The sequence below is a fragment of the Enterococcus ureasiticus genome (assembly GCF_001730285.1).
In the GTDB taxonomy this organism is placed as follows: Bacteria; Bacillota; Bacilli; order Lactobacillales; family Enterococcaceae; genus Enterococcus_L; species Enterococcus_L ureasiticus.
In genome coordinates this window covers 345645-361836 of the sequence record NZ_MIJZ01000014.1, presented here as the reverse complement: position 1 = coordinate 361836, position 16192 = coordinate 345645, and the positions used below count along the sequence as shown (strand labels likewise).

Annotated in this window: 11 protein-coding genes; all 11 read left to right on the top strand. The window is 35.7% G+C overall.

Annotated features, from left to right (window positions below):
- Window positions 1–228: 228 nt before the first annotated feature.
- The 11 genes from BCR21_RS12470 (at window position 229) to BCR21_RS12425 (ending at window position 15869) form a co-directional block, all read left to right on the top strand.
- On the top strand, window positions 229–2886 hold the full coding sequence (locus BCR21_RS12470) for a leucine-rich repeat domain-containing protein (RefSeq protein WP_167351788.1): 2658 nt from the start codon (window positions 229–231) through the stop codon (window positions 2884–2886).
- 376 nt (window positions 2887–3262) lie between these two features.
- Entirely contained in the window at window positions 3263–3949 is a 687-nt protein-coding gene (locus BCR21_RS12465) for a winged helix-turn-helix domain-containing protein (protein ID WP_069646774.1), read from the top strand.
- A 306-nt stretch (window positions 3950–4255) separates the two neighbouring features.
- Window positions 4256–4525 carry a 30S ribosomal protein S14 gene (rpsN, locus tag BCR21_RS12460; protein ID WP_069646773.1) on the top strand — a complete coding sequence of 90 codons (270 nt, stop codon included), beginning with the start codon at window positions 4256–4258 and terminating at the stop codon, window positions 4523–4525.
- Window positions 4526–4571: 46 nt separating this feature from the next.
- Window positions 4572–4712 (top strand): putative metal homeostasis protein, encoded by a 141-nt coding sequence (locus tag BCR21_RS17035; RefSeq protein WP_167351787.1) that lies wholly within the window; start codon window positions 4572–4574, stop codon window positions 4710–4712.
- A gap of 894 nt (window positions 4713–5606) precedes the next feature.
- Complete coding sequence (locus tag BCR21_RS12455) at window positions 5607–6683, top strand: Gfo/Idh/MocA family protein (protein WP_069646772.1); 1077 nt, start codon at window positions 5607–5609, stop codon at window positions 6681–6683.
- 319 nt (window positions 6684–7002) lie between these two features.
- Window positions 7003–7740, top strand: a complete 738-nt coding sequence (locus tag BCR21_RS12450) for a ThuA domain-containing protein (RefSeq protein WP_069646771.1) — start codon at window positions 7003–7005, stop codon at window positions 7738–7740.
- Complete coding sequence (locus tag BCR21_RS12445; RefSeq protein WP_069646770.1) at window positions 7737–8705, top strand: sugar phosphate isomerase/epimerase family protein; 969 nt, start codon at window positions 7737–7739, stop codon at window positions 8703–8705. Before BCR21_RS12450 ends, BCR21_RS12445 begins: the two co-directional genes overlap by 4 nt.
- 204 nt (window positions 8706–8909) lie before the next feature.
- Window positions 8910–9944 (top strand): Gfo/Idh/MocA family protein, encoded by a 1035-nt coding sequence (locus BCR21_RS12440; RefSeq protein ID WP_069646769.1) that lies wholly within the window; start codon window positions 8910–8912, stop codon window positions 9942–9944.
- Between the two features lie 103 nt (window positions 9945–10047).
- Window positions 10048–11886, top strand: a complete 1839-nt coding sequence (locus tag BCR21_RS12435) for an LTA synthase family protein (protein WP_069646768.1) — start codon at window positions 10048–10050, stop codon at window positions 11884–11886.
- Window positions 11887–11913: 27 nt separating this feature from the next.
- Window positions 11914–12666 carry a tRNA 2-thiocytidine biosynthesis TtcA family protein gene (locus tag BCR21_RS12430; RefSeq protein ID WP_069646767.1) on the top strand — a complete coding sequence of 251 codons (753 nt, stop codon included), beginning with the start codon at window positions 11914–11916 and terminating at the stop codon, window positions 12664–12666.
- A gap of 491 nt (window positions 12667–13157) precedes the next feature.
- The gene (locus BCR21_RS12425) at window positions 13158–15869 is read left to right on the top strand and encodes a cation-translocating P-type ATPase (protein WP_069646766.1); all 2712 of its coding nucleotides are present in this window, start codon (window positions 13158–13160) and stop codon (window positions 15867–15869) included.
- Window positions 15870–16192: the final 323 nt, after the last annotated feature.

Sequence of the window (16192 nt, the reverse complement as noted above, 5' to 3'; positions counted from 1 at the left end):
TTAATAAAAATTAGGTTCTAATCTTTATGGAGAGGAGGAATTATCATTAAAAAGATAGGCGTATTAATATTATTATTCATCGTATTTTTTCTTGGGGATACTACAAATGCCGCAACTGTCGATGACTATGTTACATTATTAAATGAGGACGGAACGATTCAAAAAGGGAAACCATTACCCCATGATCGAAAGTATATTCTATTAGATCAAAAAACTAGTTCTCAGGATTTGGTTGAGAGTATATCTATTTATGGCTATAATAATATTCCTAGAAAGATGAAATATCATAATTCTGGAAATTATTATCAAGATTTTCTCAATAAAGGGGATAGGATTATTATTCCAAAGCTTGCCCAATACAAGAATCGCGAAATTGGAATTGCTATTACTCAGTATACTGAGGAGAATGCTGCTGATAAATCTGGCAATAGTATTATGTTTGAACTAGACTCAAATTCTAGAAAAATTTACTTGAAGGCAAATTCTTCTAAACAAAATGATAATAGTAATGTTTTTTCTGTAGTAGTAGTTTATACAGATACACCTATATATGAAGTTGTTAAAGATAAAAATGTTTATTTTGATATTCCATTAAATTTTCATATAACTAATACAAAAAGTTCTTTTCTTATTAGAACTGAAGGATTAACAAGGTTAGTTAACACTGATCTATATACGGGTTTCTCAATGAATAATACAGGAGACTTACAAGTAGATGGTGCAAGAGAGTTTAGGGGGAGACTTATTACAACGAATGAAAGTCCATTTTGGGTTTATCAAGTCAAAGGTCCAGGTTCTTATTTAGGGAGTTATTTCGGTTACGATTTTTTCGATAAATTTATTAAAGTTCCTTATTATCCTGAATATAGTCCTCCGCTTATTAAAGGACACGAATCTACAGATACAAAGTTTGTTGCGTCATTTACCATTAACCAAGCTTTGCCACTAACTTACGATAACTTATATCCAGATAATCTGAATATATACATTGAGGATACTAAAGATATTATCAAAGACATAGATAAACATGAACTTATTATAAAAGATCAAGATGGGAAAGATATTACTAATACAATAGATGTTAGTATGGATAAAGTAGGTGATAAAAAAATTAAATTGAAATTAAATAATAGTTGCCTGAAAAAGCTAGCAAATAATATGATTACTATAGATATTTCATTTAAGTCATTTAAAATAGATACATTGGAAAAGCAGTATAATGAAAAAAGCAATAAATATGAAATTCCCATGTCGGTTTACAATGAGCGTATTATAGATGATAAAAAAGAAAAATCAGAAGTGAATAGTGCAAATGCAATTTTAACTCCTGGTTTATATGGCGAACCTATTCCAACTTCTGTTGCTATTAAATCAAGCACTGATGACTTAGACCCTAAAAATTTAGTAGAAAATATTTATTCGGCCTTTCCGGGTGATAGTGTTAAAGTTGTTGGTTTTAAAAATAAAGTTATTTTTAATGAGCTTCGAAATTATACAGTTGATGTTGAAATAGCAAGCACAAAAACACCTTTATTAACGAAATTGATTAATGTGCCAATAAGCGTCACTAAAGCGCAAATAGTTACTTCAGAGTATTTTGAAAATCAAACATGGCTTATCAATGAAATAAATCAACAATTTGCTAGTAAAAATAAGAGGATAGATGATAATCTTGATATGAATGACTTATTAGAAATAACCACAATCAGTAATAAAAAAGGAGCAAGTTTTTCAGGCGAGTATATTCCTAAAAATATAAAGAGCCTTAAAAATTTACAAATATTAGAGTTGAAAGATAAAAATCTTGATGGAAGGTTGCCAGATGAACTGGGAAACTTGACGAAGTTAAACAAATTATCAATATCTGGCAATAGCTTTTCAGGGGGTATACCCAAGTCATTAGCTGATTTGAAGGGGCTTGAATATTTGGACCTTAATAATAATGGACTAATTGAGATTATTCCGCCCGGGTTAGAAAAATTACCAAAATTAAAGCAAGTTTATTTAAATAAGAATAAGTTAGTTGGAGTCATACCAATCTTTGATTTAGGTCCATTTTTGAATTTTGACATAAGTGAAACTCAATTGACTTATAATGATAAAATCTCTCCCTTTTTTATTAATACTTCATCGCAATATCAGCAAACATTTGTAGCAGGTGCTAATAGTTTATCACTAACAAGTGTTAAGAATCTTCCAATTACTGATATGGGGACAAAAATAAGGCCCTTTGATTCGACCAATGAAGGTTTTCTTAATCTTCATGCACAAAAAAGTGATCAATCTAAAATTGAACTTTATCCAGGACACACTTTCAAAATTTTGAACAAAAAAAGTGGTAAAGTACTGTATGATGGTCCTTCAAATGAAAAAATTGAAATTGTAGTTGATTCGGATGCGAATTATCAAGTCATTATGGATGATGCAGATAAAAATTCAAACAATATTACTGAATTTGAAACTAAACTTCGTGAGTATAAATTTAGTGAAGTACCTAAAAATTTATCACTAGATTTAAAATTAGGTGAATTAGATTATCAACCAGTGAAAATTTCAAGTGAAGATAGTTTAAGTATTTTTGATAATCGCTTGAACGCCCGATGGCAACTAAAAGTTAGGGCGAGTGAGTTGAAAAATAAGAATAGAATTATGTTAGGGAGTTATTTTTATAAATTAAAAGATAAGATACCTCAAGAAATTCCGAAGAATACTTTTAAAACAATTGAAATTGGACAGAGTGAGCCAACTTTAGGGACAATCAATTTATCTAACGAGTGGAATGGCAAACAAGGCTTATTTTATAAACAGGTAAATATCGGTAATTATAAAGGTTCATATACTGGACAACTTGAATGGCAATTAGTAGATGCTCCGACAGGAGGATAAATACAACAAATATGAATGATTAAATTAGGACTATGGAAAATAAATGAGAATGAGGTCGTGACAATTACTCATAGCGGTACATGCCACTAAATAGAGTGAAAATAAAGTGATCAATCTGCAAGCTATTACCTGCCATATTAAATATGACAGAAGTAACTTATAGGTTGATCACTTATTGAGGCTACACTAAACTTGATCACTATACTTATTTATGCCAAACATTTTATATAATAGAACTTGTATATAAAACTATTTCAATCAATCGAATTGTCTCTTCTGTATTTTTTCATGAAGGAGAGTTATATAAAGAAGAGCTAATTTATCCATTAGATGATGGACTAGTAAAACCAAATTAAATTAATAGGAGGACTAGAGGATGCATACAATTGGCTTTTTAACGTCAGAAAAACCTGAAAAATGTGCTCATATGAAATATTTAACTGAAAAAGGCTGGAATGTTGTACTGATACCAAACGATAAGTTACCAACTGAAAAAATACAAACTGATGCAATCATTATCCAAGAAACCAATATGCCTACAACTTGCAATTGGCTGATCGAACTGACAAAAAATACTTATTCACCAATTTATTTGCTTTCAAAAGAGGGCGACTTTCACGCAAATATTGTCTATTTACAATTAGGAATCAAAATTTGTTTTTCGTCAGAAATCTATCCAGAAGAATTGTTATTGACTTTGAACAATCTCTTAACAGATAGTCAACCCTTCAGTGATGCGTTAGAACAGGGATATCCGATAAATTCCGATGCTTTCATATTATTGCCAAACAATTTAAGTGTTGTCATTGATGGAGAGCGGGAAGTTCCTTTAACGAAAAAAGAATTTCAAACAATGGAAATTTTATGTAACAATCCAGGTAGAGCAATTTCGTATGAAGAGTTTAAGGAAAAAATATGGGGGAACGAAACAGATATTGAGGATAAAAACTATCGCATCGCTAATACAGTTTTCCACTTAAGGAGTAAGATAGAACAAAATTCAATGAAGCCAAGGTTTATTAAAACGATTCGATCTAAAGGATACATGTTTAACGATAGATAGTTTTATAATCCAGCATTAGATGGAAAAAATTCTGCGTTAACAAAAAAATAAAAGCAAGCGGAACTGTGTTATAAAACATCGTTCTCTTGCTTTTATTTTTTTGAACTATAGATACATATCTTCAGCTAATGTCGTTTTCCATTAACGCAATAAAATTCGATGAAGTCAAGAATTATTAAAACAGTCAGTTCAAAAGGATATATATCGGATATGAAATAAAGAAGAATACTTGCATTTTATGTTAGTTGATGTTAGCATTACATCTGTCAAATAGTAATCATTACGTTTTGTGGGAGGTGGAAAAATATGGCTAAAAAATCAAAAATTGCCAAAGCAAAGCATCAACAAGCGCTAATTGAAAAATACGCTGAACAACGCATTGAGTTAAAAGCGAATAAAGACTATGAAGCTTTAGCAAAATTACCAAAAGATTCAAACCCAAATCGCTTAAAAAATCGCGATTTGATCGATGGACGACCAAGAGGATACATACGTAAATTCGGCATGTCACGAATCAATTTTAGAACTTTAGCACATCAAGGACAAATTCCTGGTGTACACAAAGCAAGCTGGTAATCAGTAAGAATAAGTAACCGACAAACAGATGCAAAGAGGTGATTTGATGGAGAAACAAGATCTTTCAAGTGCACGCAGACGATTAAAGTGTACGAATCGAAAAACAAGAAAACGAGCATTGAAAATCATTCAACAATATAAACGGGAGCAAAGACATCGAGTGATGGCTTCTGGTAGTGTTGGCTGAGTGTATCATTTTTAAAAGTAGAGAATAAAGTTCTTCCTTTTTAGTATAGAAGGGAAGGGCTTTTTTTGTTGAGGTTATTAGGCTTGTAAAGTTTTTTTTATTTATGCTGCTCCGTTTCTATTTCTATGGTGTGATTAATTTGGCATGATCGAAACTTCTTTCCGGTGATTGTTAAGAACTGTTTAAGACTAGTTTGGAGTAAGGCGTTTGGTGATGCATAAGTAATGAAACTTCTCTTCCGTTGGTTGTTAAGAACTGTGTAAGATCAGTTTGGAATAAGGCGTTTGGTGATGCATAAGGAATGAAACTTCTCTTCCGTTGGTTGTTAAGAACTGTTTAAAATCAGTTTGGAATAAGGCGTTTGGTGATGCATAAGGAATGAAACTTCTCTTCCGTTGGTTGTTAAGAACTGTGTAAGATCAGTTTGGAATAAGGCGTTTGGTGATTCACAAGTAATGAAACTTCTCTCCCGCTGGTTGTTAAGAACTGTTTAAAATCAGTTTGGAATAAGGCGTTTGGTGATTCACAAGTAATGAAACTTCTCTCCCGCTGGTTGTTAAGAACTGTTTAAAATCAGTTTGGAATAAGGCGTTTGGTGATTCACAAGTAATGAAACTTCTCTCCCGCTGGTTGTTAAGAACTGTTTAAAATCAGTTTGGAATAAGGCGTTTGGTGATTCACAAGTAATGAAACTTCTCTCCCGCTGGTCGCCAAGTACTGTTCATCATCTGCTCTGGCGAAGCCAGTCGCAGTGATTCACAGCAATATCCGGGAACTTTCCAACCGAAATCTAGGAAGAAAGCTCTTTCATAATTTTGTATAGTAAGAGTGTAGAAGTGGAACCGTTTTATTTTTTCCACAAAATAATATGAGTAGATTACTGGAGGTTTTTTGATGACGTTGAAAGTAGGAATTATTGGTTGCGGCGGAATTGCTAATGGCAAACATTTACCGGCACTTGCACAAGTAAAAGAAGTAGAAATGGTTGCTTTTTGTGACTTGATCAGTGAACGAGCAGAAGAAGCAAAAATGCATTATGGAACGTTGACAGCGAAAACATTTACAAATTATCAAGAGATGCTTGAAGAAATGGACTTGGATGTGGTTCATGTTTGTACACCAAATAGCTCGCATGCAGAACTATCGATCGCAGCAATGGAGGCAGACTGTCATGTGATGTGTGAAAAACCAATGGCAAAAACATCTGCTGAAGCACGCAGTATGATCGAAGCAGCAAATAAAACAGGAAAAAAATTAACGATTGGCTATCAAAATCGTTTCCGGAAAGATTCGACTTATTTACATGAGGTTTGTGAAGAAGGTGAGTTAGGTGAAGTTTACTTCGCCAAAGCTCATGCCATTCGTCGTCGTGCAGTGCCAACTTGGGGTGTTTTTCTCGATGAAGAAGCACAAGGTGGTGGACCATTGATTGATATCGGCACGCATGCCTTGGATTTGACGTTATGGATGATGGACAATTACAAACCGAAATATGTAGTAGGAAAAGCCTATCATAAATTAGCTGAGACTAATAATGCAGCCAATGCTTGGGGCTCTTGGGACCCCAAAAAGTTCACCGTCGAAGATTCAGCATTTGGTTTTATCATGATGGAAAACGGCGCAACGATTTTTTTAGAATCTAGCTGGGCATTGAATAGTTTAGATGTAAAAGAAGCCAAAACGACTCTTCACGGTACGAAAGGTGGAGCTGATATGAATAATGGCTTAACCATTAATGGAGAAGACCACAACACACTTTTTGAGAAAAAAATCGAATTAGAACCTGGTGGTGTTGATTTTTACGATGGCGCTGGCGACAAACCGGAAGTTTTAGAAGCACAATCATGGATCGATGCAATCATCAATGACACAGAACCGATTGTTAAACCAGAACAAGCTTTAGTTGTAACAGAAATTCTTGAAGCCATTTACAAAGCATCTGAAACGAATCAACCTGTATTTTTCAATTAAATCAAGATTATCTAGCTTCATGAGCCAGCATCTCGGAAAAAAGATAAAACCTGAATGTGACAAAAAACGTCACAGTCATGTTTTCCTATTTTTCGTCAATGCTAAACGGCCCATTCAGCTTTTAAATTATCTAGCTTCACGGGCTAGTACTACGCTTTGCTTCGATCACATCAATTCCTAAGAGCTAAAGCTCTAAGGATTGAAGGTCTCGAAAAAAGATAAATTATGAATGAGGCAAAAAGCGCCTCAGTCATAATTTCCTATTTTTCAGTCGAGACTAAACGAGCCCGATACGCTTTTAAATTAGGGAGGAAAAATAATGATCCAAGTCACAGTATGGAATGAATTCCGTCATGAGAAAACAGATGAAGCTGTAAAAAAAGTATACCCAGACGGCATTCATCAACAAATTGCTCGATTTTTAAAAGAAGATGATTTTTCGGTTCGAACGGCAACTTTAGACGAACCAGAACATGGTTTAACAGAAGAGGTTCTAGCGAATACCGATGTGTTGATTTGGTGGGGACATGTCGCGCATCAAGAAGTATCGGATGAAATCGTTCAACGTGTCTATCAATGTGTGTTAGAAGGAATGGGATTAGTCGTACTTCATTCAGGCCATATGTCAAAGATTTTTATGAAACTAATGGGCACATCTTGCGATTTAAAATGGCGAGAAGCTGAAGAACATTGCCGCATATGGACCGTTGCGCCAAGTCATCCGATTGTCGAAGGAATCGGCGAGTACATTGAACTAGAAAAAGAAGAAATGTACGGCGAACATTTTGATATCCCAACACCAGATGACTTGATTTTTATTAGCTGGTATCCTGGCGGAGAAGTCTTCCGTAGTGGTTGTACCTATCATCGTGGCAATGGAAAAATCTTTTATTTTCAACCAGGACATGAAACGTATCCTTCTTATTATAATAAAGAGATCCAAAAAGTCATTAAAAACGGCGTTTGTTGGTGTCAACCAACACAAAATGCTTATCCAAATTACGGGCATCACGAACCTTTAGAATCTATTACGAACGAGAAAGGAACTAAACAATGAAATTAGGTGTATTTACTCCATTATTCAATAATTTAAGTTTTGAAGAAATGATCGATACAGTCTCAAAAGCAGGATTAGAAGCAGTTGAAATCGGAACAGGTGGTTCTCCTGGAAATGCACATTTAGATATTGATAAATTATTAGCAAGTTCTGACGCTAGAAAAGAGTATTTAGCAAAACTGGCTGATAAAGGGTTAACGATCAGTGCATTGAGCTGTCATAATAATCCGATTTCTCCATTAAAAGAAACCGCCCAAGAAGCAGACCAACTATTACAAAAAACAATCAAGTTAGCTTCTTTAATGAATGTATCAGTAGTCAATGGTTTTTCTGGTGTTTCAGGAGGAAACCCAACAGATACACAAGTCAATTGGCCTGTTTTGCCTTGGCCAACTGAATATGATGATAACTACAATTACCAATGGGAAAAGAAATTGATCCCTTATTGGAAAAATATCAATACGATCGCAGAAGATGCAGGGGTGAAAATCGGGATCGAACTGCATGGCGGCTTCTTATGTCATACACCTTATACAATGTTGAAACTCCGTGAAGCAACGGGCAACGCAATCGGCTGTAATTTAGATCCAAGTCATTTATGGTGGCAAGGCATTGATCCAGTTGCAGCAGTTAAAATTTTAGGTGAAGCAGGTGCGATCCACCATTTTCACGCAAAAGATACGTATTTAGATCAAGACAACATCAATATGCACGGACTGACGGATATGCAACCATATGGAAATGTTAAAACCCGCGCATGGACGTTCCGTTCAGTTGGATGCGGCCATGATTTAAAAGTCTGGTCAGATATTATTAGTGCACTTAGAATTTACGGATACGATTACGTTTTAAGTATTGAACATGAAGACCCGATCATGTCGACAGAAGAAGGTTTGAACAGAGCGATTACTAATTTGAAAAGTATTATGATCAAAGAACAACCTACGGAAATGTGGTGGGTGTAATCAAAAGCTGAACGAACTCGTTCAGCTCTTGAGCAAATTAGGAAATTTTTTCAAAGATGCTTTTTATCTTTGAAGAAAATTTGTCTATTTGCCGAAAGAGCTAGTTCGTGAAGCTGGATGTCAAAGAGAAGAATACGACAGTTTCTGACCAACTCTTTCACCACCAAAAATCAATCATCCTCAATAATAGAAAGGACTCAAAAAATGACAGCAATCAACTTTGCCGTAATCGGCTACGGCGGTATGGGTTCTTACCATATCCATAACATTATGCCCAACGAAAACGAACGAATCCACGTTGTCGGAACCTACGATATTTCAGGCGAGCGTCAACAAATTTCCAGCCAACACAATCATAAAATATACACTTCACTTGAAGACGTACTAACAGATGATACCATCGAAGCTGTTTTGATCGCTACACCCAATGACTCCCATAAAGACTTAGCGATCCAAGCATTAAAAGCAGGAAAACACGTTGTCTGCGAAAAACCAGTCACAATGAATGTAGAAGAATTAGACGACGTATTAAAAGTAGCCAAAGAAACAAGCAAAACCTTTATGGTCCACCAAAACCGCCGTTGGGACCCAGATTTTCTAATCACTCGAGAACTCTATAAAAATCAACAAATCGGAGAATTATTCCAAATCGAAACTCGTGTACAAGGCGCTAACGGAATTCCTGGTGATTGGCGCCATGAATTAAAACATGGCGGTGGAATGCTTTTAGACTGGGGTGTCCATTTACTAGATCAGCTATTATTTTTAGTTGATAGTCGGATTGAAAAAGTATCAGCCGATTTAAGCTACATTCTTGGCGATGAAGTAGATGACGGCTTCATCACGTATATTATTTTTGAAAATGGTGTCCGCGCAATCATAGAAGTTGGAACAACGAATTATACTAAACTCCCACGCTGGTATCTAAAAGGAACACAAGGAACAGCTGTCATTCATGACTGGGATTTATCAGGTGAAATGGTCATCGAATCAGGGAAGAAAAATATCCAAGCACCAAAACCAATCCAAGCAGGGGTCGGCTTAACCAAAACAATGGCGCCACCCTCAGAAGAAGCAACGGAGACCTTACCATTACCAAAAGCTTCTGCTGAATATGACACATTCTATAAGAATTTCTATAAAGTTGTACGAGAACAAGCAGAACCAGTCGTCAAAAATGAAGAAGTTCGTAAAGTAATGGTTCTGATCGAGGAAATTTTTAAAGCAGCCAAAAGATAATCAAATGCAACGTAAAGCTTCTCAATGCAGGAGCTTTACTTTTTTTTCGTCTAAGCATAAAATATTAAGGGACGTATTAAGGAAAGAGAAAAGGGAGAATGTTGTGAAGAAAAAATTGCAGATAGTCAAGAAAAAACCAGTTAAATATACACTGATCGTGATAGGATTACTGTTGTTAGTTTTGATCAGCAATCTATATTTACAATGGTGCCAAAATGAATTATCACTGGATTTAGTAGTTAAATTTGCTTTTTCATGGCATACAGAAAAATTTATTCTAGGTAGCTTGGTCTTATTGATATTTTTACTATTTCTATGTAGTTTAGCAGGATCGCTCGTTTTAGGAAGCTTACTTTACACAATTACGATCGGTATTTTGGGGTTCGCGGATTATCAAAAGATGTTCTACCGCTCGGAGCCAATTTATCCGGATGATTTAAAAATGATCACTGAGTTTGGTTTACTAAGAGAAATGATCGGAACGATTCCATTCCTATTTATTCTACTCGTGGCAGTCATTGGTTTGTTCTTCTTTGGGCGAGCAATCTACAAAAGTCGGCTGCTATCGAAAAAAATGCAAATTATTCGTATCTCAGGTTTCATTTTGACACTGCTTTTATTGATTTATGTTAGTAATTTTAACAGTCAAAATAATCTATTGAGAAAAGCTTATGATCGAACGGCGCTGTGGATTCCTTACAGCCAAAAAATGAATTACTACAACACAGGATTTATGGGTGGTTTTTTATATAATTTAAAGGTAGAAGCGATGGATAAACCAGAGAATTATTCTAAAAAAACGATCGAAGAAATTACCAATAAATACACTGACAAGATAAAAGAGACGAATACTAGCTCACAAGAAGAACAACCAAACATTATTTTTGTGATGAGTGAAAGTTTTTCTGATCCGCAGAATTTAACAGGTGTAACAGCTGATAAAGATCCTTTAAAAGACTATTATGACATAGCCAAAACGACTTATAGCGGTAAGATGTTATCACAAAATTACGGTGGTGGAACGGCCAATATTGAATTTGAAGCACTAACTAGCTTTTCAATGGAGTTGTTCAATCCGCAAATGACAACGCCTTATACTATGCTGATTCCAAAAATGACCGAAATTCCATCGATCGTTTCACTGCTAAAGGGGCAAGACTATCAAGCAACCGCTATTCATCCTTATAATACTTCGATGTATAAGCGCAAAGATGTCTATAAAACAGTAGGTTTTGATCAATTTATCAGCGAAGACACAATGACTTATAAAGAAAAATTACAAAAAAATCCTTTTATCTCGGACGAATCCGCCTACAAAGAAGTGTTGGATCTGCTAGAAAATGATGATGATCCACAATTTGTCCATTTAGTCACGATGCAAACGCATATGCCGTATAGCGATAAATATACTAAGTCAGATTATTCTTCTCAAAGTCTAGGCAATAAAACAGCAATCGATAGCTATATGCAGGATGTTGCGTACAGCAGTGAAGCGTTGAAACAATTTACGACAGCTTTAAAAGATGTAAAACGGCGAACGCTGGTTGTTTTCTGGGGAGATCATTTACCAAGTATCTATTCAGATGAAATCAAAGCAGAAAACGATGAAGTCCGGATGCATGAAACGGAATTTTTAATGTATGACAATCAAGATAAGTTAAGTGGAAAAAATACCCATGATGCACTTAGCAGTCCATTTTACTTTGCACCAACACTATTTGATCAAAGTGGTATGCAAATGACTGGATTCTACCAATTATTGACCGAGCTTGAAAAACAAGTTCCTGCATTTGAAAAAGGCTTCTATTATAAAGATAACCAATGGAGCAAAACATTATCATTGAATGAATCACAAAAAGAATTATATGAAGACTATCGTTTGATTCAATACGACATTGTTTCAGGTGAAAGCTATAGTTTGAACACCAATTTTTTCAAATAAATTCAGTGAGCAAAAAAGGAGTATACAATGAGTTTTAAAAAGAAAGACAATCAGACCTATTATAACCCGATTCGTCGTGCAGTCTTGAATCATCAAATGATTCAGCCAGGTGATAAAGTGGCGATCGGAATGAGTGGTGGGAAAGATAGTACAAGTTTATTGTATTTTCTAGATATGATCAGCAAACAAAAGCGGTTAGGCTTTGAATTTGAAATCGTGCCGATCACCTTAGCAATGGGATTTGAGATGGATATCACACCATTACAGGAATTTGTGACAGGCTTAGGGTATGAATTGGATGTTGTGCCAACAAATATTGCGCAAGTTGTGTTTGATATTCGGGAAGAACGCTCACCTTGTTCGTTATGTGCCAAGCTACGTAGAGGAATTTTGTATAAACGAGCGAAAGAAGTCGGTTGTAATAAAGTTGCTTTAGGCCATCACTTGGATGATGCGATCGAAACGTATTTTATGAATTTTCTATTCCATGGTCAAATGGCTAGTTTTGACCCACTAAGCTATTTATCAAAAACAGATATTACGCTGATCCGTCCATTACTTTACCTTGAAGAGAAACAGATTATTCAGTTTGTTCAACGAGAAGAATTGCCTGTGATTTTCAATCCCTGTCCTGTTGATAAGAAAACCAAGCGAGAAGAAATCAAACATCTGGTAAGTGGATTGGCACAAAGCTATCCTGATATCCGAGAAAAATTTATTCTGGGTATGGAACAAGGTTTGTCTGACAATTTCTGGACGAAATCAATGAATCAAGAGTGAAGGTTACTTTTCTAGTAGACATCATCACACCCCGATTGCTCAGTATTATTTGGGCATTCGAGGTGTTTTACTGTTTAACTGATAAAACTACCTCCTTAAAAGAAGCAGCGAAAAAAGCCGTCTATCAAATAACGTAAGTCTTTTTCAAACTAAACAGAAATTTTTCTGAAAATCAATACGATTTCATTTGAAAAACACTAAAAGAACAGGTATAATTACTTTATCAATAATAGTTGGTGAAGGACTTGTCCGTCGCCAGGTTATTATTTCATGAGGGAGTAACTGGCGGCGCTAGCTGCGGCAACATCACCAACTCCGAAAGAAATTTCTGGTGTTGTCTTAAACGGTGAGACTTATGTATGTTCTATTTAGCATACAGAGGTCTATTTTTTTTCGTTTTTGTTGCGAACGAATAAGTCCAAAAACGTGTTCGTTTTGCTATTATGAAGTAAAATAGATTTAAGTAGCTGCAAATTATAAGGAGGAAGAACATGTCAGAAGAGAAAAAGGTTCAATTATCTGAAGCATTTTACACGCAGTCAGATGAAGAGGTCTTGCAAAAATTTGATACGACAGTCGATGGACTATCAGATCAAGAAGCCAAGAAGAGGTTAGAAAGCTATGGGGCTAATGCTTTAGATGAAGGGAAAAAGAAATCGATCGTTGTAAAATTCTTTGAACAGTTTAAAGATTTTATGATCATTGTATTACTATTTGCGGCTGTGATTTCGGCAGTCTTTTCAGGAGATTTTGTTGATTCGATTATCATTTTACTCGTAGTTATCTTAAACGCAATCTTTGGTGTAATCCAAGAAGCCAAAGCAGAACAAGCGATTGAAGCATTAAAAGAAATGTCTTCACCAAATGCGAATATTCGTCGTGATGGTCATGTGATCACGGTTAAAAGTGACGAATTAGTACCAGGAGATATCGTTTTATTAGAAGCAGGAGATGTTGTTCCTGCAGATTTACGTTTATTAGAAGCAGCTAGTCTAAAAATCGAAGAAGCAGCTCTAACTGGTGAATCTGTACCAGTTGAAAAAGAAGCAATCGTTTTAGAAGGAACATCTGATGATATCGGCATTGGTGACCGTATCAATATGGCGTATTCAAACAGTAATGTCACTTATGGCCGCGGAATCGGCGTGGTCGTTGGTACAGGAATGAATACAGAAGTCGGTAAAATCGCCGGCATGTTAGCCAACGAAAAAGAAACGGAAACTCCATTAAAACAAAATTTAAATCAATTAGGTAAAATGTTGACGATCGCTATATTAGTGATCGCAGCTGTGATGTTCGTTGTCGGTATGATGAACGGCCGTACATGGATCGACATGCTCTTAACGTCTATCTCATTAGCCGTTGCAGCAATTCCAGAAGGATTACCAGCAATCGTAACAATCATTTTAGCATTAGGTACACAAAAAATGGCGAAGAAAAATGCGATCGTCCGCAAACTGCCTGCAGTTGAAACATTAGGTAGTACAGACATTATCTGTTCTGATAAAACTGGAACGTTAACATTAAACCAAATGACCGTTGAAGCTCTTTACACAGATAATGAAGTAAAACCTGCGACAGATGCTGTTGCAATGGATAATATGGCATTAAAAATCATGAACTATACAAATGATACAAAAATTGCACAAGATGGTACGTTGATCGGTGATCCAACCGAAACAGCCCTTGTCCAATATGGTTTAGACCACGATTTCAACGTAACCGAAAAAGTTGCAGCTGAACCTCGTGTTGCTGAAATTCCATTTGATTCAGACCGTAAATTAATGACAACTGTTCACCAATTAGCAGATGGTAAATTCCTAGTTGCTGTCAAAGGTGCACCAGATGAATTATTAAAACGTTGTAACCAAGCCTTATTAAATGGACAAACACCAGCAATGGATGACAAACAACGTCAAGAAATTTTGACAACCAACACAAAATTAGCCAAACAAGCACTACGTGTCTTAGGAATGGCATACAAAATCGTTGATGCAGTTCCTGCTGAAATGGATTCTGATTTAGTTGAAAAGGACTTAGTATTTGCAGGTCTTGTGGGTATGATCGATCCAGAGCGTAAAGAAGCCGCAGAAGCTGTTAAAGTTGCTAAAGAAGCAGGTATTCGTCCAATTATGATCACAGGTGACCACAAAGATACAGCAGAAGCAATCGCTGCTCGTCTAGGTATCATCAAAGAAGGCGACGACGATGCTGTTATTACAGGTGCTGAACTAAACGAATTAACGGATGAAGCATTTGCCAAAATGGTTGAACATTATTCCGTTTATGCTCGTGTTTCACCTGAACATAAAGTTCGTATCGTTAAAGCATGGCAGCAAGAAGGTAAAGTTGTAGCCATGACAGGTGACGGTGTGAACGATGCTCCAGCTTTGAAAGCAGCCGACATCGGTATTGGGATGGGGATCACTGGTACAGAAGTATCAAAAGGTGCCTCTGATATGGTCTTAGCGGATGATAACTTCTCGACAATTATTGTAGCTGTTGAAGAAGGACGTAAAGTCTTCTCAAATATCCAAAAAACGATTCAATACCTACTTTCTGCCAACCTTGGGGAAGTATTAACACTATTTATCGCAACAATGTTAGCTTGGGATACCTTACTGCCTGTTCACTTATTGTGGATCAATTTAGTAACGGATACCTTCCCAGCAATTGCGTTGGGTGTAGAACCTGCTGAACGTGACGTAATGAGCCATGCTCCTCGTGGAAAGAAATCAAACTTCTTCTCTGGCGGTGTCTTGAGCAGTGTCATTTATCAAGGGATCACACAAGGTGCCTTGACTCTGATTGTCTATAAAATGGCGATTGAATTCCCTGCACATACGGCGGCAAATATGCCAAACTTATCTGCAACAGCCTTGTACGACTTACAACATGGCGATGCGTTGACAATGGCTTTTGCAACATTAGGTTTGATCCAATTGTTCCATGCATTTAACGTAAAATCTATTTACCAATCAATCTTTAAAGTTGGCTTGTTCAGAAACAAATCATTCAACTGGGCAATTTTAGTATCGTTCTTATTACTAGCAGCAACGATTCTAATTCCAGGATTCAATGACTTGTTCAGCGTAACTTCTTTAGACGGTTACCAATGGGCAATCGTTGCCGGAACATCATTTGCGATTATACCAATCGTTGAGATCGTAAAATTTGTTCAACGTAGAATGGGAAAAAGTTAATAGTAAATCGAAAAAACGAATAGACTTATAGATAAGTTTAAAGTCAAAAAAGTAAAAAGACCAAAAATCATGAAAAAGATTTTTGGTCTTTTTACTTTTTTATTTAAAATCAATGTGAGGATACTCTCAAATTATCTCGATTCAATTTTACTTTAATGAGAAATAGTAATCAAGCGGGTTTAAGAGTCTTTTATTTTTTTTTCAAAAAAAAACAGATCTTATTTTTGAATAATATAAAAAAAGTGAATCTTTTTTTGCAGTATATTATTTACTATCAAAGAGCAAACAGGAAACTTTGATGAATACTTATTACTCGATGAGAT